The following is a 17,795-nucleotide window of genomic DNA, read 5'->3' as shown; positions in this document are numbered from 1 at the left end:
CGTTCTGGTGAACTTGACCCGTTCCCCGAGAGACCCGAGGACTGACATGGATTTGCGAGAAACACCGGAGCAGCTCGAGCTGCGCCGCGAACTGCGCGCCTACTTCGCCCAACTACTCACCCCCGAACAGCGCCGCCGGGTCGGCGAAGAAGGTGTCGGTGGCGAGAGTTTCCGCGAAGTGGTCAAGATGTTCGGCCGTGACGGCTGGCTGGGTATCGGCTGGCCCACCGAGTACGGCGGTCAGGGCCGCTCCCTGGACGAGCAGTACGTCTTCTTCGACGAGGTACAGCGCGCCGGCCTGCCCTTCCCCTTCGTCACGGTCAACACCGTCGGCCCGACCCTGATGCAGTACGGCACCGAGGAACAGAAGAAGCGCTTCCTGCCCGGCATCCTCAACGGCGACATCGTCTTCGCGATCGGCTACACCGAACCCAACGCCGGCACCGACCTGGCCTCGCTGAGCACCAAGGCCGTCGCCGACGGGGACGACTGGGTGATCAACGGCCAGAAGATCTTCACCTCCGGCGCCAACACCGCCGACTACGTCTGGTTGGCCGCCCGCACCGACCCCGAGGCCCCCAAGCACAAGGGCGTCTCGATCATCATCGTGCCGACCGATGCCGAGGGCTTCTCCTGGACCCCGATCCAGGCCGTGGGTGGCATGGTCGTCACCGCGACCTACTACGAGAACGTCCGGGTACCGCGCAGTGAAACCGTCGGTGAGGTGGACGGCGGCTGGCGCCTGATCACCGCCCAGTTGAACCACGAGCGGATCGGCCTGGCCGCCCTGGGTGGCCGGATGATCGCCCTGTGGGAGCAGGTGCTCGCCTGGGCCAAGCAGACCGGCGCGATCGAGAAGCCCTGGGTGCGTGCGGAGTTCGCCCGCACCTACGCCAAGCTCGAGGCGATGCGGTTGATGAACTGGAAGATGACCGCCGCGGTCAACGAGGACAAGCTCACAGGAGCCACCGCCGGGGCCGCGAAGGCCTACGGCACCGAGACCCACATCGATGTGCAGCGGGCGCTGACCCAGATTCTGGGCGCGGGTGGCCGGGTGCGTCCCGAACAGCCGGGTGCCGAGCTGGCCGGTCAGATCGAACAGCTTTCCCGTCAGGGCATCGTCAACACCTTCGGTGGCGGCGTGAACGAGGTATTGCGCGACATGGTGGCCACCCAGGGCCTGAACATGCCGCGGGTGAAGAGGGCCTGATGAGCGACAACGACTACGAAGCCCGGCTGCAGGCCTTCGTCGGCCACCAGGTGACCCCCCGACGCAAGGGCCAGGATGCGGTCAACCAGGCGATGATCCGACACTGGGTCGAGGCGATGGGCGACGAGAACCCGATCTACACCGACGCCGAAGCCGCCCGGGCCACCGGCCGCGACCAGATCGTGGCCCCCGCCACGATGGCCCAGGCCTGGACGATGCGCGGGCTGAAGGCACACCTGGCCGGCGGCGGTGCCGGAGGAATGGGCGAACTGATCGCTTTGCTGGACGAGGGCGGCTACACCTCGGTGGTGGCCACCGACTCGGACTTCGAGTTCCACCGCGAACTGGTGCCCGGCGATGAGGTCGACGCCGACGAGGTGGTCGAATCGATCTCCCCGGAGAAGGCCACCGGCCTGGGCGTGGGTCGCTTCATCACCACCGTGCGCACCTACCGCGACCAGAACGACGAGGTCGTGGCGGTGCAGAACTGGCGCACCCTGCGCTTCAAGCCCGGCACCGGACGGATGCCCGCGCAGGACAAGCCCGCCGTGGACGAGAAGCCCGAGGAAGAGAAGCCCGAGGAAGGGAAGGCACGCGCGCTGCGACCCCGTCCGGCGATCAACCTGGACAACCAGTTCTGGTTCGACGCGGCCAAGGAACACCGTCTGGTGATTCAGCGCTGCGCCGACTGCGGGGAGCTGCGGCACCCGCCGGGCCCGGCCTGCCCGCACTGCCAGTCCTTCAACTGGGACACCGTCGAGGCAAGCGGTGAGGCCACCGTCTACAGCTACATCGTGGCGCACCACCCGCCGCATCCGGCCTTCGACTACCCGCTGCCGATCGCGGTGCTGGAACTCGCCGAGGGCACCCGCCTGATCAGCAACCTGGTGGGCATCGATCCCGCCGACATCACCATCGGGATGCCGGTGCGCCTGGAATGGCTGGACGCCGACCCCGACTTGACCCTGCCGGTTTTCCGACCGGTGACCGAACAGGAGCAGTGATGGACTTCAACCGTGACGAAAGCGTCCAGGACGTTGCCGACCTGGCCCGCGAGATCCTGACCGACCGAGCGACCGTCGACCAGGTGCGCGCGATCGAGAACACCGAGTCGCGCACCGACGAGAAGCTCTGGAAGTCCCTGACCGAGGCCGGCCTGGTCGGCGTGGCCCTCGGCGAGGACGCCGGCGGTTCCGACCTCGGGTTGCACGGCATGGCCGCGCTGCTGGAGGAACAGGGCCGCACCGTGGCGCCGGCTCCGTTGTGGAGCGCGATGGTCTCGGCCCTGCTGGTCGAGCAGTTCGGCGACGACACCCAGCGGGAGCAGTTGCCCGCTCTGGCCGAGGGCACCGCCCGGCTCACCATCGCCCTGGAGGAGTTCGGTGCTCAGGAACCGGCCGACCCGCAGACCACCGCTCGCCGCGAGGGCGAGCAGTGGGTGCTCACCGGTGAGAAGGCGATCGTGCCGACCCCGGCCGGTGCGGCCGGTGTGCTGGTCAGCGCCCGGGTTGCCGACCAGGGCACCGGCCTGTTCCTGGTCGAGGCCGACGGGACGGGCGTGGCGTGGGAGTACACCCACACCACCACCCACGACCGGGCCGGCAATCTGACCCTCACCGACGCCCCGGCCACCCTGCTGGGGCAGACCGACGGGGTGGCGGTCCGCCGCGCGATCACCCTGTCCTCGCTGGCCCTGGCCGCGATCCAGGTGGGCGTGGCCGACGGGGCCCTCACCCTGGCCGCCGACTACCTGCGGGAACGCGAACAGTTCGGCCGTCCGCTGGGCACCTTCCAGGCCGTCCAGCACCAGTTGGCCGACTGCTGGATCGACATCGACGCGATGCGGGTCACCCTCTGGGAGGCCATCACCGCCCTGGAGAACAACGAGGACAGCGCCGACCGGGCCGTCCTGGTGGCCAAGTGGTGGTGTGACCAGGGTGGTCTGGACGTGGTGCACCGCGTCCAGCACCTGCACGGTGGTATCGGCGTGGACGTCGACTACCCGGTGCACCGCAACTTCCTGTGGGGCAAGCAGATCTCGGGCACCCTCGGCGGCGCTGCCGCCGCGCTGGCCGACCTGGGTGAGTTGCTCGCCGCCGAGGAGGTGACCTCGTGAGCATCGACTTCGACACGGTGCAGGTGGGCGACACGCTGCCCGAGGATCCGATCGAGATCACCCGCACCCTGATCATCGCCACCGCGCTGGCCAGCCGCGACTACCAGGACGTCCACCACGACCCGGTGCTCGCGGTGGAACGCGGCTCGAAGGACATCTTCATGAACATCCTCACCAGCAACGGGATGGTCGACCGCTACGTGACCGCCTGGGCCGGGCCGAATGCCCGGGTCAAGCGGGTGAAGATCCGTCTCGGGGTGTCCAACTACCCCGGGGACACCATGACCATGAAGGGCAAGGTGCTGGCCAAGGACGAACAGGCCCGCACCATCGACCTGGAGGTGGTCGGGGCGAACAGCCTCGGCAACCACCTCTCCGGTACCGCAACCATCGAACTTCCGGAGGTGTCTCGATGAGCGCGATTTCGGGAACCAGCGCGATCGTCGGGATCGGCGCGACCGAGTTTTCCAAGGCCTCGGGCCGCAGCGAACTGCAACTGGCCTGTGAGTCGGTGCTCGCCGCCCTGGACGATGCCGGCATTCACCCGTCCGAGGTGAACGGCATGGTGAGCTTCACCATGGAGTCCAGCTCCGAGATCCAGATCGCCCGCAGCATCGGCATCAAGGAGCAGACCTTCTTCTCCCGGGTCGCTCACGGTGGTGGCGCCGCCTGTGGCACCGTCGCCCATGCCGCCGCGGCGATCACCGCCGGCCTGGCCGATGTGGTGGTGTGCTGGCGGGCGTTCAACGAACGCTCCGGAATGCGTTTCGGGCTCGGCCAGGCCGACCGTCCGATGGACGTCTCGGCCGACCGGGCCGCGTACTCCTGGATGACGCCCTACGGGCTGTCCACCCCGGCGCAATGGGTGGCGATGAACGCCCGCCGCTACATGCACGAATACGGTGCGGCCTCGACCGACTTCGGGCAGATCGCGGTGATCGACCGCAAACACGCGGCTAACAACCCGAACGCCTGGTTCTACGAGCGCCCGATCACTATCGAGGATCACCAGAACTCCCGCTGGATCGCCGAACCCCTGCATCTGCTGGACTGCTGCCAGGAGACCGACGGCGGGCAGGCTCTGGTGGTGGTCTCGGCCGAGCGGGCCAAGGATCTGAAGAACAAGCCGGCCTGGGTCACCGGTGCCTCCCAGGGCATCGCCGAGGATCAGCTGATGATGACCTCCTACTACCGGCCCTCGATCACCGGTCTGCCGGAGATGAAGCTGGTCGCCGACCAACTGTGGCAGCAGAGCGGGCGCACCCCCGACGACATGGACGCGGCGATTCTGTACGACCACTTCACCCCGTTCGTGCTCACCCAGCTCGAGGAACTCGGCTTCTGCCGACGCGGTGAGGCCAAGGACTTCATCGCCGACGGACACCTGGAACTCGACGGCAAGCTGCCGCTGAACACCCACGGTGGCCAGCTCGGCGAGGCCTACCTGCACGGCATGAACGGCATCGCCGAGGCCGTGCGGCTGATTCGTGGCGAGTCGGTGAACCAGCCCGGCACGATCGACGATGTGGTGGTCACCGCCGGCACCGGCGTGCCGACCAGTGGTTTGGTGCTCAGCTCGCAGAACTGACCAGCAGGCTGACCGGGTAGTGGTGCAGCAGATCCTTCAGCTGCACCCTGCCCGACCACTCGTGGCCCGAGAACACATCGCGCCAGGTGCCGTCCAGGGTGATCGCGCTCTCGCACCAGCCACCGGCCGCTGCCAGCCGATAGGGCAACCGGGTGGCCAAGGTGATCACCCCGCCCCGATCGAACCCGATCAGATGGTCGGTGCCCGGGCCCTCGGCCCGCACCGGGGTGTAACCGGTGAACTTATCGGCATGGTCGCGTCGGGTGCGCAGGGTTTGGGCGGTGATCCACAGTTTGGCGTTGCCCGAGGCGTCCACCGGGGGCGGTTCCTCGCCCCGTCCGACCGCGTCCTCGATCCAATCCAGACGTGAGGCCCGGTCGGCGAAGTTCACCGGACGACGGTTGTCGGGGTCGACCAGGGCGTTGTCCCACAGTTCGGTGCCCTGATACACATCCGGCACCCCGGGCATGGTCAACTGCAGCACCTTCTGGGCCAGGGTGTTGCTCCAACCGGGCTGTTCCAGCACCACCCACATCCGGGCCAACGCATCGCGCAGATCGGGGTCCTCGTAGGCCTCGTCGACCAGCGCGTGCACGGTCGCCTCGAAGTGCGGGTCGGGATCGGTCCACCGGGTGCCGGTGGCCGCCTCCCGCATCGCCTTCTCGGCATAGGCGTGCATCCGTTCACATTCGATCGAACCGGCCGCCACCAGGGTCTGGGCCATCAGATACCCGAACCGGCGGTCGGGCACCCGACTGCGGGCCATGAAGGCCGCGGCGAAATCCTCCCAGGGCCGGTCGATCTCACTGAGCACCGCCAGCCGGGCCCGGACGTCCTCACCGCGTTTGGTGTCGTGGGTCGACATCGAGGTCATCGATTCGGGCCAATCCCGCAGCCGGGCTTGTTGCAGGCGATGGAAATCCTCCACCCCGATCCCGAACCGATCCGGCTCCCCGCCGACCTCGTTCAGCGCGACGAAGCGGCTGTAGCGGTACCAGGCGGTGTCCTCGACACCCTTGGCCATCACCGCGCCGCTGAACTGCTCGAATCGCACCTGGGCCTCGGTGCCGACCTCACCGACCGCGGCCACGATCTCGTCGACCTCGTCGGTCAGATCGGGCCGCGCCGCCTTGGCGCCCTCGGCCGCGGTGGTCAGGTTCTGCCGCCCGAAGGGCAGGTAGGTGCGGTACACCGGCACGTGCGCGGCCAACTCACCGAGGGCCTCGACCAGCCGGTCACGGTGCATCGCGGCGCGGTCGGTGTCCTCACCGCCGGCGACCAGGGTGGCGATCCGGCGGGCCTCGGTGGGCAGCAGTTCGCGCGCGGCCTGGCGCTTGCCGTCCAGTACGTGGGTGTGCAGGTCCTGCTCGTCCCCGGTCAGGTCGCGGTAGAGACGATTGAAATCCGGCTCATCGGAGGGGTCGATCAAGACCTGGCAGACCTCGCGCATCGCGTCATAACCGGTGGTGCCGGCGATAGGCCATTCGGGCAATTCCTCACCGGGTTCGACGATCTTCTCGGCGGTCAGCCAGCGGTGCTGCCCGGCCCGCTCGCGCAGCCGGGCCAAGTAATCACCGGGGGAGACCAAGCCATCGGGATGATCCACCCGTACCCCCACCACGGTCTCATCGCTCAACAGCTCGATGATCTTGGCGTGGGTGGCCTCGAAGACTTCCGGATCCTCGACCCGCACCCCGGCAAGTTCCGCGACGGCGAAGAAGCGGCGGTAGGTCAGTTCCTCGTTGCCCTCGCGCCAGTTGATCAGGCGGTAGTGCTGCCGATCGAGCACATCCGACAGTGGCATGCCGGCGTCGTGGCTGCCTTCGGCCAGCGGAAAGCGATGCTCGTGGTAGTGCAGTTCGTCGCCCTCGATGGCGAAGTCCTCGGCCGAGACCTCATCGCCGAGCACCGGCAGCAGGATCGGGCCGCGCGCCCAGTTGATGTCGTACCAGTCGGCATAGGGCGAGTTGCGTCCTTCCCGCAACACACTCCACCAGGACGGGTTCTCGACCGGCGTGCCCACCCCGAGGTGGTTCGGCACGATGTCGATCACGATGCCGAGCCCGGCTTCCGCCGCGGCGTCACGCAGTGCCCGCCAACCGTCCTCGCCACCGCGCTGGGGGTCGATCGCGGTCGGGTCGACGATGTCGTAGCCGTGGTCCGAGCCGGTGGTGGAGGTCAGAATCGGCGACAGATACACCGCGCCGACGCCGATCCGGGCCAGGTAGGGCACCAGTTCGGCTGCGTCGTGCAGGGTGAAACCGGGACGGATCTGCAAGCGGTAGGTGGAGGTCGGCGTAGCCATGCCCCGAGCCTATCGATCGGGACGTCCGATCAGGTCACAACCGTCGTTCGGGTTCCAGGCCCAGCAGCTCGGCGATCACATCCAGGGCCGGAAAGTCGATCCGGGCGGTGGCCTGTTCGGCGACGATCGGCTTGGCGCGATAGGCGAAACCGATCGCGGCCTTCGACATCATCTCCAGATCGTTGGCGCCATCACCCACGGCCACGGTGCGGGCCGGGTCGATGCCGAGCTCCTCGGCCCACTGCCGCAGCATCGCCGCTTTGGTGCTGCCGGTGACGATGTCACCGCTGACCCGTCCGGTGAGCACCCCGTCGGCGACCTCCAGCCGGTTCGCCACGTAGTGGGTGATGTCGAGTTGGCAGGCCAGACCGGCGACCACCTCGGTGAATCCGCCCGAGACGAGCCCGAAGGTCCACCCGGCCAGGTGCAGGGCGGCGGCCAGCTCCCGGGCGCCGGGGCTGAACTCGACCTGTTCCAGCACCTCGGCGAACACGGTTTCGGGAACCCCGGCCAGCGTGGCCACCCGGGCGGTCAGGCTCGCGGCGAAGTCGAGTTCGCCGCGCATCGCCCGTTCGGTGACTTCGGCCACCTCGTCGCGGGTACCGGCGTAGTCGGCGATCAACTCGATCACCTCGGAGGTGATCAGGGTGGAGTCGACATCGGAGACCAGCAACCCCGGGCCGGGGCCGGCCAGGGATTCCGGCAGTTCCAGGAAGGCCCCGCCGTTGTCGGTCACCAACCCTCGGGCCGCGGCGACGGCCGGGTCGGTGAAATCACCGGTGAACCGGGCCGCGGTCCAGCGGTCGGTGCTGCGGCCCCCGTCGATGTCGCTGCCCAACACCGTGGCGACCTCGCCCAGGGCCGGATGGGCCTCGGCGAAGGCCACCGAGACCCGGCGGGTCATGCCTCACTCCGGGTGACGCTCAACCGGCTGCACAGCCGTACCAGTTGGACGAGGTTGGCCGCCTCCACGCAGACGAAACCGGTCCACTCGTCGTCACCCATGTCGGGCAGTGCGGCGGCCCGATCGGCCCCCGGGTTCCAGACCACGGTCTGCGGGGAGCCGGATTTCTCGATCACGATCTTGCGGCCCAACACCGGGTCGTGCACCACGGCCTCGTTGGCGGTCTGGAAGATCCGGTCGGTTTCGCCCTCGAAGGTCACCATCCCGTGGTGGGTGCCGGTGTCGCCGGTGACCTTGTCGATCACGTCCTGATGGTCCATGCCCTCGACCTGCACCCGACGCACGTCACCGACCTGCAGGTAGGTGTGCAGGGCGGCCTGGGCCTGCGGGGTCGGCGGGTCGACCTCCAGAGTCATCGTCAGGGTGTCGGACACATCGACCCGGTAGCGGGCCCGGAAGTCCGCGGGCCACAGCTCGTGGCCGGGGCGGCCCACGGCGTCGGCATGGGTGAACTCCAGGGTCACCGACACCGTGTCACCGTTGCGCGCGGCCGAGATCACCCGCCAGGGAGTGACCCGGGCGAAGCCGTGCGAGGGTCGCATGTTGCCGTCCGGGCCGGGGCCGAACCACGGAAAACAGAGCGGGACGCCGCCGCGAATCGCCTTGCCCTCGGCGAATTCGGCATGATCGGCGACCCACAACACCGGGTCGTGCCCGGTGGGGATCCAACTGGTCAGGTGCGCGCCCTGCAGGTACAACTCCGCAGTGCCGCCGGGTACGTCGATATCGAGCTTCGGCAGGCCGCCGCGGCCCTCGGCCAGCGTCAGCCCGGAAATGTCAGGCAGATCCATACCGTTGAAGTTACGCGACGCGGGGGGTGGCTCCGGCCCCACCCCCCCGGTCACTTATCGGCCTGTATGAGTTACACGCTGTAGTCAAATTCCGGGGCGCCTCAGTTGCGGGTGCGCTTGGCCCGATCGGCGGTGGTCACCACTTCGGTGAGCAGTTCGCCCATCGCTCCGAACTGGAAATCACGGGGAGTGAACTCGCCGTCGGTGAAGTCGTCGGTGAGGAAGGCGGTGACCTGACCGCGGACGTCCCACATGTGCGCGTTGGCCACGATCGCGCGCCAGTGCTCGGCCGCGCGCACGCCTCCGGCGGCACCGTAGGAAACGAAGCCCACCGCCTTGTCGCGCCATTCGCCGTAGAGGAAGTCGAAGGCGTTCTTGAACGCACCGGGCACCGAGTGGTTGTACTCGGGGGTCACGAAGATGAACCCGTCGAAGGCGTCGATGATGGCCGCCCAGGCTTTGGTGTGCGGCTGGGAATAAACACCGGAGCCGGCCGGCAGTGGCTCGTCCAGCAGGGGGAGTTGCTGATCGGCGACGCTGATCAGCTCGTATTCGGCGTCGTCGCGTCCTTGGGCTTGTTCGAGTACCCAGGCGCCGACCTTGGCGCCGAGGGCATTGGGGCGGGTGCTGCCGACAATGATGGCGATACGGATCATGGGCTACAGACTAGTTTTGGAGGCAAAGCTTCGGGCTAGGCTGATTTCACTCGTCGGACGAAAAAGAGTGAATTGACCCTTTCGGAAGGCGCCATGAAAACACCGAACCTGTTCGACGGTGCGCTGAAAATCAGACACCTGTCCTTGGTTGCTGCGCTGTCCAGTGAGGGTTCGGTGGTTGCGGCGGCGGCTTCGCTCGGCATCACCCAGCCGGCCGCCAGCCGCGCACTGCGCGAGATCGAGACCCTGTTGGGTGTTCGCCTGTATGAACGGGGTGCGCAGGGGCTCACCCCCACCCGCTACGGCGAGATCTTCACCGATTACGCCCGATCCGTGCTGGCTCAGCTTCGGCAGTCGGTACGCCATCTGGCCGAAGTGGACGCCGCCGAACGCGGCGAGGTCAATATCGGCGCCTACCTTGCCGGCACCAACCTGCTGTTGCCGCGCGCCATCGCCCACCTGAAGCGAACCAGCCCGGGGGTGAACATCGTGGTGCGGGAGGCGGCCCCGGCGGTGTCGTTGAACGAGTTGAAGGCCGGACGGATCGACATGATCGTCGGACGACTCACCGCAGCCGGCGGCGACACGGTCTGGCGCGTGCCGCTGTACCAGGAGGACGTACGAATCACCGTGGGTCGTCGGCACCCGCTGGTGGGCCGTCAGGACCGCATCGACCTGGACGAACTGACGAGGTTTCCCTGGATTCTGCCCGGTGCCCAGACCGCGCTGCGTCAAGAACTCGCCGACTATTTCAGCAGGCGGGGCCGAGCATTGCCCACCGACACGATCGAGGTGACTTCCTTCCTGACCGTGCGCCAGTTGCTGGTGGAAACCGACATGGTCGCCGTGCTGCCCGGGTCGATCGGGGCCGGGGATCCCCGGCTTGCGGTCCTGCCCCACGAACTGGAAGGCCTGGGGCACGCCATCGGCATCACGACGTTCTCCGGACGGCAGCTCACCCCGGCAGCGCGCACCATGGCGGGCATCCTGCAGCGAATTGGTAACCCCCTCGAACCGGGCTGGGACAAGGAAAACTAACCTTCCCCCGTATACCAAAAACGTTATCGCAAGGCGTGAATTGGTATTGGTTTCTGGATGGCTCGGCGGCCTAGTCTGCCGGGCATGGAAGCCAAGGAAATCTACAACGTCGTGGCCGGGGAACCGGTTTCCGGCGTCCGGACATTCGAGGACGTGAATCCGGTCACCGGCGAGGTTCACGCCCTGGTGCACGAAGCCGGTCGGGACGTCGTCGACCGGGCCGTGGAGGCTGCTCGCAATGCGATGAACGGTGAGTGGGGCACCTGGGCGGTTCCGCAGCGGGTCGCGCTCCTGCGGCGGATCGCCGACCTGATCGATGAGCGTGCCGAGGAGTTCGTTGCGGCCGAGATCGCCGATACCGGCAAGCCGGTCTCACTGGTGCAGGAACTCGACGTAATGCGGGCCGCGATGAACTTCCGCTCCTTCGCCGACACCTTGAGCAATGTGCCGCTCGACGCTTTCCTGAGTGAACCGGCAACCGGGGGATCGGCCCTGAACTACGCGGTACGCCGTCCGCTGGGCGTGATCGCCGTGGTGGTGCCGTGGAACCTGCCGCTGTTGTTGCTGACCTGGAAGGTCGCCCCCGCCCTGGCGTGCGGCAATGCCGTGGTGGCCAAGCCGTCCGAGGAGACCCCGGCGACAGCAACGCTGTTGGCCGAAATCATCGCCGACGCCGGGGCGCCGGCCGGCGTCTACAACGTCGTGCACGGCTTCGGGCCCGATTCGGCCGGAGCCCTGCTGACCAGCCACCCCGGCATCGACGCGATCACCTTCACCGGTGAGACCCGGACGGGATCGGCGATCATGAAGGCCGCCGCCGACCATGTCGTCCCGGTGTCCTTCGAGTTGGGTGGCAAGAACCCGGCGCTCGTCTTCGCCGACTGCGATATCGAGGCAACCCTGGACGGGCTTACCCGGTCCGCCTTCCTCAACACCGGGCAGGTCTGCCTGTGTACCGAACGCATCTACGTGGAACGACCCATCTTTGACCAGATCGTTGCCGGGCTCGCCGAACGGGCCCGAGAGCTGCGGATGGGGCAGCCGAAGGATGAAGCGACCACCACCGGGCCGCTGATCTCGCAGGAGCACCGCGAGAAGGTGCTCGGCTACTACGAACTCGCTCGTGAAGAGGGCGGCACCATCGTCGTCGGCGGCGGGGTGCCCGAGATGCCGGAGGAGCTGAGCGGTGGTTGGTGGGTCGAGCCCACCGTGATCACCGGGCTGGACAACTCGGCGCGGTTGATGCGCGAAGAGGTCTTCGGGCCGATCACGGCCCTGGTGCCGTTCGACACCGAGGACGAGGCCATCGCCCTGGCGAACGACACCGACTACGGCCTGGCCGCCTCGGTGTGGACCAAGGATCTGCAGCGTGGCCATCGGGTGGCTCAGAAGCTCGAAGTGGGCATGGCCTGGGTGAACACCTGGTACAAACGCGACCTGCGCTCTCCCTTCGGTGGAGTGGGTCGCTCCGGCATCGGACGGGAGGGCGGTATGCACTCGCTCAACTTCTATTCCGAACCCACCAACGTCTGCGTGCAGCTGTGAGCGGCGGACAGGTGGTCGGGGGCAAGGCCAAACCCCGGGGACGTTTCCCGCACATCAAGCGGGTGGGCGATCTGATCTACGTGTCGGGTACCAGCAGTCGCCGACCGGACAACTCCTTCGAGGGTGTCGAGGTCGACGAGCTCGGTGTCACGAACCTCGACGTCCGGGCGCAGACCCGAGCCGTCATCGAGAACATCGCCGACCTGTTGGCGGCGGCGGGTGCCGAACTGTCCGATCTGGTGCAAGTGACAACCTACCTGGTCAACATGAATGATTTCGGTGGCTACAACGAGGTGTGGGCCGAGTACTTCGACGAGACGGGTCCGACCCGCACCACGGTGGCGGTGCACCAGTTGCCCCACCCGCACCTGCTGATCGAAATCCAGGCGGTCGCGTACCGCCCCGAGCTCCAGGAGTAGCCATGAAGCCCGTCCCACCGGTGATGAATTTCGAGAAATGGCTGGCAGATCATGCCGATCAACTGAAGCCGCCGGTCAACAACCAGGTGATCTGGCAACCCGACCAGGACTTCATCGTCCAGGTGGTCGGAGGCCCCAATGAACGCACCGACTACCACTTCGAGCCGTACGAGGAGTGGTTCTACCAGTACCGCGGCAGCATGCACGTCAACCTGATGACCGAGGACGGCCCCCAGCGGGTCGACATCGGTGAGGGCGACATGTGGTTGTTGCCGGCCAACACCTACCACTCGCCACAGCGCCCCGATCCCGAGTCGATCGGCATCGTGATCGAACGGATCCGGGAGGAAGGCGTTCTGGAGCGGTTCGCCTGGTTCTGCTTGGAGTGTCATCACCAGCTGTACGAGGTCGAACTGCAGGTACGCGACATCGTCGAGGATCTGCCGCCGGCCTTCGAGAAGTTCTACAACGCCACCCAAGCTCGCACCTGCGACGCATGTGGTGCCCTTCATCCCGGCCGTGTCGCCGGCTGAGCCAACCACGGCTCCACCCGGGGACCCGGATATCCCCACAGAACACAAGGAGAATCCCGATGAAGCGACTCTTCCGCAAGGCCGGCGTGGTCCTCATGACCGCTGGTGCCCTCACCCTTGCCGCTTGCGGCGGCGGATCCCTCGGCGGGGGCGGACAAGAAGCCTCCGACGATGTGATCAAGATCGGCTTGATGGTTCCCGAGACCGGCACCTATGCGCCCCTCGGGGAACAGATGCGCGATGCCGCCGAGTTCTATCTGAAGCAACAGGACGACAAGTTCGGTGACCGAAAGGTCGAACTTGTGATCGCCGACACGGCTGCGAACCCGGAGACGGCCAAATCCAAGGCCAAGGAACTGATGCTGCGCGACGGTGTCGACGTGATCACCGGCCTGGTCGCCTCCCCGGCGGCCGCGACTGTCGCCGAGGAGGCGAATGCCAACAAGGTGCCGATCGTGATCGCCAATGCCGGCGCCGACGATCTGACCAAGTCGGGAGCCTCGAAGTACGTGTGGCGCGTGAGCTATCAGAACTACCAGCACGGTTACGCCGCTGGTGTCTATGCCGCCAAGGAATACGGACCCAGTGGGGGAGTGTTCATCGGCGCCGACTATTCCGCCGGAGCCGAGTACCGCGACGGCTTTATCGACGGGTACAAGAGCGGCGGGGGTGGCGAACTGGCTGCCGAGATCATGACACCGTTCGGCAAGACCCAGAACTATCAGCCCTTCCTCGGCCAGATTCCCAAGGACGCCAAGTTTGTGGTCGGCTTCTACGCCGGTGGTGAGGCCATCACCTTCGTGAAGAACTGGGAGGAATTCGGCTACAAGAAGCGAGTGCCCCTGATCGGGGCACAGAACCTCACCGACGAGGACATCCTGCCCGCCATCGGCGACGCGGGCCTCGACGTGATCACAGTTGGCATGTACTCGCCCGCCCTCGACAACCCCGCCAACGAGCAGTTCCTGAAGGACTGGCAGGCAGAATTCGACGGTCGCTCGCCGTCGGTCATGGCGGTGGCAACCACCGATGCCATGAAGCTCATCCACCGGGCAGCCGAAGGTGTTGAGGGTGACCTCACCGCGGAAGCACTGGCGGACGCCCTGGGGCAGGTGGACGACCTCGAGAGCCCGCGTGGCCCGATGGAGATCGACCCCGACACCCACAATCCGAACCAGAAGTACTACGTGCGCAAGCTGGAGAAGGACGGCGATTGGTACCGCAACACGGTCATCGATGAGGTGGAGAGCAAGGTGCGCTCGTGATCGTTCTGAACGTCACCATCAATCTGATTGACGGCTTGGCGTTCGGTGGGTTGCTGTTTCTGCTGGCTGTCGGTCTGACCATGATCTTCGGGTTGGTCGACGTGCTGAACCTCGCCCATGGCGCCTTCTACATGGTGTCCGGCTACCTGGCCCTGATGGTGCTGGGTGGCGGTGCCCCCAGCCTGGCAATGTTCGCCGGATTGCTCGTCTTGTCGGCATTGGTCGGTGGAGTGCTTGGCCTCGGGTTGAACCTCACCCTGAAGCCGCTGGGCAACCGAGGGCATCTGGAACAGGCACTGCTGACATTGGGGTTGTCGATGGTGTTGGCCGAAGCGGTACTCCATCTGGCCGGTAGAGGGTTCCGGTCGATCCTTCCGCCGGCCGAACTCCGTGGCTCGATCATGTTGGGCGAGGCCCAGTTCCCCACCTACCGGCTTGTGGTCATCGGGGTCTCGGCTGTTCTGGCGCTGGCGACCTACCTGGTTTTCGAGAAGACCAAGCTCGGCAGTCTCACCCGCGCCGCCATCGACGACCCCGAGATGCTGGCCGGCCTCGGCTACGACGTACGCAAGATTCGGGTCGGGGTGATCGCCACCGGCTCGGCGCTGGCCGGCGTCGCCGGTCTGTTGGGCGCTCCATTGCTCAATCTGAGGCCGGGCCTCGACAACGAGGTGCTGACCCTGGCGTTGATCGTGATCGTCGTCGGCGGCCTGGGGTCGATCAAGGGGGCTGCTCTCGGCGCCGTGCTGATCGGACTGATCCAGACCCTCGGGCAGGCGTACCTGCCGCAGGTGGCGGCGTTCATGCTGTTCGGTCTGATGGTGCTCGTATTGCTGGTTCGGCCCAGGGGACTGTTCGGGAGGGCGGCATGACGACCGAAACTGTCGAAGCTGCACCGACCACCGACATTCTGCCGCGGGTCACGTGGGGGAGCTTCGGGCTACTGGCCCTCGGGTTCGTCCTGCTGGCAGCCGGACCCTTCGTGCTGGACCCCTATGCGCTGGACGTCGCCACCACAGGGCTCGCCTACGGCCTGATGGCCATGGGGCTCGCCGTCCTGGTCGGCCAGGCGGGGTTGCCATCGCTGGGGCACGCCGCCTTCCTCGGGGTCGGCGGCTACACAGCCGGCCTGGTGAGCATCCACATCAACGGAAACTACTTCCTCGGCATGGCCGCCGGTGCGGTGGCCGGGCTCCTGTTGTCCCTGCTGCTGGGTGCGATCTCGATGCGGGCCCAGGGCATCTACTTCCTGATGATTTCGCTGGCTGCAGCCGAACTCATCCACGTCGTGGCCATTCGGTTCACCGACCTGACCGGCGGTGACAACGGCCTGTCGGGTATCCCGGCCGCCCCGGTGCCGGTCTTCGAGAGCATGGGGCTACCCCGGGTGGTCTCGATGTACTGGTTCACCCTGATCGTGGTTGGTCTTGCCTATGTGCTGCTGCGCCTGGTGCTGGCATCTCCGCACGGCAAGTCGATCACCGGAAGCCATGACAACCCCGACCGGATGCGCGCCATCGGTTACTCCGTCACTCGGATCCGGATCGCCGCGTTGGCGCTGTCCGGGGTGACGACGGCAATCGGGGGCGTACTGCTCACTTTTAAGGACACCTTCATCGCGCCCACGGCGCTCGCCCCCGATGCATCGATTCTGTTGTTGGTGATGGTGCTCGTCGGCGGCTCGCGTTCACTGCTGGGGCCACTGTTGACCGGTATCGGCTTGGTGGCCTTGCGGGCAGTGTCGAGCAGCCTGATCGGTGACTGGTGGATCTTCGCCCTCGGCGTCCTGTTCGTGGTGACCGTCTTCGCGATGCCGTCCGGTATCGCCGGCTTGCTCCGGGGACGACCGCGCACCTCCCCGCTCCTTGCCGATGAGGAGGAACGATGACCCACCCTGCATTGCGGCTGGAGAACGTCGTGAAACGTTTCGGGGCCCTGGTGGTCACGAACGACGTTTCGATGGAGTTCCACACCGGGCGAACCCATGCGCTCATCGGGCCGAACGGCGCCGGGAAGACCACGTTGTTCAACCTGATCACCGGGCGCCTCGGCGTCAGCAGCGGACGGATCTTCCTCGGCGATGAGGAAGTCACCGGCAAACGGGAGGATCGGCGTGCCCGCATGGGGGTGGGCCGGACCTTCCAGCACAGCTCACTGTTCGAGTCGTTTCCGGTGCTGGAGAACGTGGTCCTGGCCCTGCGCCGGCGACACGGGCTGGCGGGGTCGGTGATCCCCTCCCGCAAGCGGGAACGTGAACTGTCGCACGAGGCGTACGAGCTTCTGCACCGGGTGGGGTTGGGTCATCGTTGGCGGGATGCCGTGAAGGACCTGTCACACGGCGAGCGCCGTCAATTGGAAGTGGCGATGGCTCTGGCCCTGTCACCGAAGATCCTGCTCTTCGACGAGCCCACTGCGGGCATGTCGAAACGAGAGAGCGAATCCTTCACCGATCTCATCCGAGCACTGCCCGACGACCTGTCGGTGGTGCTGATCGAGCACGATCTGGATGTGGTCTTCTCGGTGGCCGACCACGTGACCGTGTTGGCGGCGGGCAAAGTCATCGCCGTCGGTGAGCCGGAACAGGTGCAACGCGACGAAGCCGTTCTCGAGGCATATCTGGGTACCGGCTTGGGGGAGGTCTTCCTGTGACGACGATATTGAAAGCCACGGGTCTGGAAAGCGGATACGGCGATGCCACCGTTCTGCACGGGGTGAACCTGAGCCTCGAGCAGGGTGAAGCCCTGGCCATTCTGGGCCGAAACGGCATGGGCAAGAGCACGCTGATCAACACCTTGATGGGCTTGGTCAAACCACGCAAGGGCAGCATTGAACTGCTCGGCAAGGAAATCGCCGGGTTGCCCATTCACCGGGTGGCGCGAGCGGGAATGCGGATCGTGCCTCAGGGACGGCGAGTGTTCTCGTCCCTCACGGTTGCCGAGACCATTGCCATCTCCGGCTCGGCGAAAACGGGGGAGTGGACACCACAACGGGTCTATGACGAGTTCCCCTCGCTGGCCAAACGGATGCGGAGCCGGGCTGACCAGTTGTCCGGTGGCGAACAGGAGATGCTGGTCATCGCTCGCGCCATCCTGGGTGACCCGAAATGCCTCCTGCTGGACGAGCCGTCCGACGGCCTGGCGCCCAAGGTGGTCGAGCAGGTGGCAGAGATGGTGCTCACCCTTCGTCGCAGTGGCTTGTCGGTGGTGTTGGTCGAACAGAACCTGCAGTTGGCCGTGCTGGCGGCCGACCGGATCTCCTGCATGGTGCGTGGGGAGATGGCCTGGGAAGGCACCACCCACGAGTTCCGCAGCAACCGTGACATCGCCGCCGAGCACCTCGGTTCCGGTGCGGTGGCGTGAAGACCG

General features: G+C 66.6%; 18 protein-coding genes. 14 read left to right on the top strand and 4 right to left on the bottom strand.

Annotated elements, in window-relative coordinates; genetic code table 11:
- Positions 1–46 precede the first annotated feature (46 nt).
- From ACR4XW_RS02785 to ACR4XW_RS02765, 5 genes are read left to right on the top strand one after another with little or no spacing between them, the layout of a single operon-like run.
- Entirely contained in the window at positions 47–1,210 is a 1,164-nt protein-coding gene (locus tag ACR4XW_RS02785) for an acyl-CoA dehydrogenase family protein (RefSeq protein WP_434758984.1), read from the top strand.
- Entirely contained in the window at positions 1,210–2,214 is a 1,005-nt protein-coding gene (locus ACR4XW_RS02780; protein ID WP_434758983.1) for a bifunctional MaoC family dehydratase N-terminal/OB-fold nucleic acid binding domain-containing protein, read from the top strand. Before ACR4XW_RS02785 ends, ACR4XW_RS02780 begins: the two co-directional genes overlap by 1 nt.
- Complete coding sequence (locus tag ACR4XW_RS02775) at positions 2,214–3,326, top strand: acyl-CoA dehydrogenase family protein (RefSeq protein WP_434758982.1); 1,113 nt, start codon at positions 2,214–2,216, stop codon at positions 3,324–3,326. Before ACR4XW_RS02780 ends, ACR4XW_RS02775 begins: the two co-directional genes overlap by 1 nt.
- Positions 3,323–3,742, top strand: coding sequence for a MaoC family dehydratase (locus tag ACR4XW_RS02770; protein ID WP_434758981.1), 420 nt, complete (start codon positions 3,323–3,325; stop codon positions 3,740–3,742). The genes ACR4XW_RS02775 and ACR4XW_RS02770 overlap by 4 nt, the downstream gene beginning before the upstream one ends.
- Positions 3,739–4,914: a lipid-transfer protein gene (locus tag ACR4XW_RS02765; RefSeq protein ID WP_434758980.1), complete on the top strand. Its 1,176-nt coding sequence runs from the start codon at positions 3,739–3,741 to the stop codon at positions 4,912–4,914. The genes ACR4XW_RS02770 and ACR4XW_RS02765 overlap by 4 nt, the downstream gene beginning before the upstream one ends.
- Here the strand turns inward: ACR4XW_RS02765 and treY are convergent.
- The 4 genes from treY to ACR4XW_RS02745 all read right to left on the bottom strand — a co-directional run bounded on the left by treY (position 4,898) and on the right by ACR4XW_RS02745 (position 9,630).
- Positions 4,898–7,219, bottom strand: a complete 2,322-nt coding sequence (treY, locus tag ACR4XW_RS02760) for a malto-oligosyltrehalose synthase (protein ID WP_434758979.1) — start codon at positions 7,217–7,219, stop codon at positions 4,898–4,900. The two genes, ACR4XW_RS02765 and treY, sit on opposite strands and share 17 nt — an antisense overlap.
- Positions 7,220–7,253: 34 nt before the next feature.
- Positions 7,254–8,123, bottom strand: a complete 870-nt coding sequence (serB, locus tag ACR4XW_RS02755; RefSeq protein ID WP_434758978.1) for a phosphoserine phosphatase SerB — start codon at positions 8,121–8,123, stop codon at positions 7,254–7,256.
- A complete protein-coding gene (locus tag ACR4XW_RS02750; RefSeq protein WP_434758977.1) occupies positions 8,120–8,974 on the bottom strand; it encodes a D-hexose-6-phosphate mutarotase in 855 nt (284 codons plus the stop codon). The genes serB and ACR4XW_RS02750 overlap by 4 nt, the downstream gene beginning before the upstream one ends.
- Before the next feature lie 101 nt (positions 8,975–9,075).
- Positions 9,076–9,630 carry an NADPH-dependent FMN reductase gene (locus ACR4XW_RS02745; RefSeq protein WP_434758976.1) on the bottom strand — a complete coding sequence of 185 codons (555 nt, stop codon included), beginning with the start codon at positions 9,628–9,630 and terminating at the stop codon, positions 9,076–9,078.
- Positions 9,631–9,723: 93 nt separating this feature from the next.
- Here ACR4XW_RS02745 and ACR4XW_RS02740 point away from each other — a divergent pair, with 93 nt between their 5' ends.
- From ACR4XW_RS02740 to ACR4XW_RS02700, 9 genes are all read left to right on the top strand, one after another.
- Positions 9,724–10,668, top strand: coding sequence for a LysR substrate-binding domain-containing protein (locus ACR4XW_RS02740; protein ID WP_434758975.1), 945 nt, complete (start codon positions 9,724–9,726; stop codon positions 10,666–10,668).
- An 84-nt stretch (positions 10,669–10,752) separates the two neighbouring features.
- Positions 10,753–12,213 (top strand): 2-hydroxymuconic semialdehyde dehydrogenase, encoded by a 1,461-nt coding sequence (locus ACR4XW_RS02735; protein WP_434758974.1) that lies wholly within the window; start codon positions 10,753–10,755, stop codon positions 12,211–12,213.
- Entirely contained in the window at positions 12,210–12,632 is a 423-nt protein-coding gene (locus ACR4XW_RS02730) for a RidA family protein (protein WP_434758973.1), read from the top strand. Before ACR4XW_RS02735 ends, ACR4XW_RS02730 begins: the two co-directional genes overlap by 4 nt.
- A 2-nt stretch (positions 12,633–12,634) precedes the next feature.
- Positions 12,635–13,165, top strand: a complete 531-nt coding sequence (locus ACR4XW_RS02725; RefSeq protein WP_434758972.1) for a 3-hydroxyanthranilate 3,4-dioxygenase — start codon at positions 12,635–12,637, stop codon at positions 13,163–13,165.
- Between the two features lie 59 nt (positions 13,166–13,224).
- Positions 13,225–14,430: an ABC transporter substrate-binding protein gene (locus ACR4XW_RS02720; RefSeq protein WP_434758971.1), complete on the top strand. Its 1,206-nt coding sequence runs from the start codon at positions 13,225–13,227 to the stop codon at positions 14,428–14,430.
- Positions 14,427–15,302, top strand: a complete 876-nt coding sequence (locus ACR4XW_RS02715) for a branched-chain amino acid ABC transporter permease (RefSeq protein ID WP_434758970.1) — start codon at positions 14,427–14,429, stop codon at positions 15,300–15,302. Before ACR4XW_RS02720 ends, ACR4XW_RS02715 begins: the two co-directional genes overlap by 4 nt.
- Positions 15,299–16,318 (top strand): branched-chain amino acid ABC transporter permease, encoded by a 1,020-nt coding sequence (locus tag ACR4XW_RS02710; RefSeq protein ID WP_434758969.1) that lies wholly within the window; start codon positions 15,299–15,301, stop codon positions 16,316–16,318. The genes ACR4XW_RS02715 and ACR4XW_RS02710 overlap by 4 nt, the downstream gene beginning before the upstream one ends.
- The gene (locus ACR4XW_RS02705; RefSeq protein ID WP_434758968.1) at positions 16,315–17,079 is read left to right on the top strand and encodes an ABC transporter ATP-binding protein; all 765 of its coding nucleotides are present in this window, start codon (positions 16,315–16,317) and stop codon (positions 17,077–17,079) included. The genes ACR4XW_RS02710 and ACR4XW_RS02705 overlap by 4 nt, the downstream gene beginning before the upstream one ends.
- Positions 17,076–17,789, top strand: coding sequence for an ABC transporter ATP-binding protein (locus ACR4XW_RS02700; RefSeq protein WP_434758967.1), 714 nt, complete (start codon positions 17,076–17,078; stop codon positions 17,787–17,789). The genes ACR4XW_RS02705 and ACR4XW_RS02700 overlap by 4 nt, the downstream gene beginning before the upstream one ends.
- Positions 17,790–17,795 lie beyond the last annotated feature (6 nt).

The organism is Pseudenemella bisphenolivorans, from assembly GCF_051133435.1.
Lineage (GTDB): Bacteria > Actinomycetota > Actinomycetes > Propionibacteriales > Propionibacteriaceae > JAAYAO01.
This window is presented reverse-complemented; position numbering and strand designations above follow the sequence as displayed.

Excerpts from the sequence above, each read along its gene's own strand:
- ACR4XW_RS02740 (WP_434758975.1), top strand. The coding sequence starts at position 9,724 with ATGAAAACACCGAACCTGTTCGACGGTGCGCTGAAAATCAGACACCTG.
- ACR4XW_RS02780 (WP_434758983.1), top strand. The coding sequence starts at position 1,210 with ATGAGCGACAACGACTACGAAGCCCGGCTGCAGGCCTTCGTCGGCCAC.
- ACR4XW_RS02765 (WP_434758980.1), top strand. The coding sequence starts at position 3,739 with ATGAGCGCGATTTCGGGAACCAGCGCGATCGTCGGGATCGGCGCGACC.
- treY (WP_434758979.1), bottom strand. The coding sequence starts at position 7,219 with ATGGCTACGCCGACCTCCACCTACCGCTTGCAGATCCGTCCCGGTTTC.
- ACR4XW_RS02750 (WP_434758977.1), bottom strand. The coding sequence starts at position 8,974 with ATGGATCTGCCTGACATTTCCGGGCTGACGCTGGCCGAGGGCCGCGGC.
- serB (WP_434758978.1), bottom strand. The coding sequence starts at position 8,123 with ATGACCCGCCGGGTCTCGGTGGCCTTCGCCGAGGCCCATCCGGCCCTG.
- ACR4XW_RS02725 (WP_434758972.1), top strand. The coding sequence starts at position 12,635 with ATGAAGCCCGTCCCACCGGTGATGAATTTCGAGAAATGGCTGGCAGAT.
- ACR4XW_RS02705 (WP_434758968.1), top strand. The coding sequence starts at position 16,315 with ATGACCCACCCTGCATTGCGGCTGGAGAACGTCGTGAAACGTTTCGGG.
- ACR4XW_RS02735 (WP_434758974.1), top strand. The coding sequence starts at position 10,753 with ATGGAAGCCAAGGAAATCTACAACGTCGTGGCCGGGGAACCGGTTTCC.
- ACR4XW_RS02745 (WP_434758976.1), bottom strand. The coding sequence starts at position 9,630 with ATGATCCGTATCGCCATCATTGTCGGCAGCACCCGCCCCAATGCCCTC.
- ACR4XW_RS02710 (WP_434758969.1), top strand. The coding sequence starts at position 15,299 with ATGACGACCGAAACTGTCGAAGCTGCACCGACCACCGACATTCTGCCG.
- ACR4XW_RS02775 (WP_434758982.1), top strand. The coding sequence starts at position 2,214 with ATGGACTTCAACCGTGACGAAAGCGTCCAGGACGTTGCCGACCTGGCC.
- ACR4XW_RS02720 (WP_434758971.1), top strand. The coding sequence starts at position 13,225 with ATGAAGCGACTCTTCCGCAAGGCCGGCGTGGTCCTCATGACCGCTGGT.
- ACR4XW_RS02785 (WP_434758984.1), top strand. The coding sequence starts at position 47 with ATGGATTTGCGAGAAACACCGGAGCAGCTCGAGCTGCGCCGCGAACTG.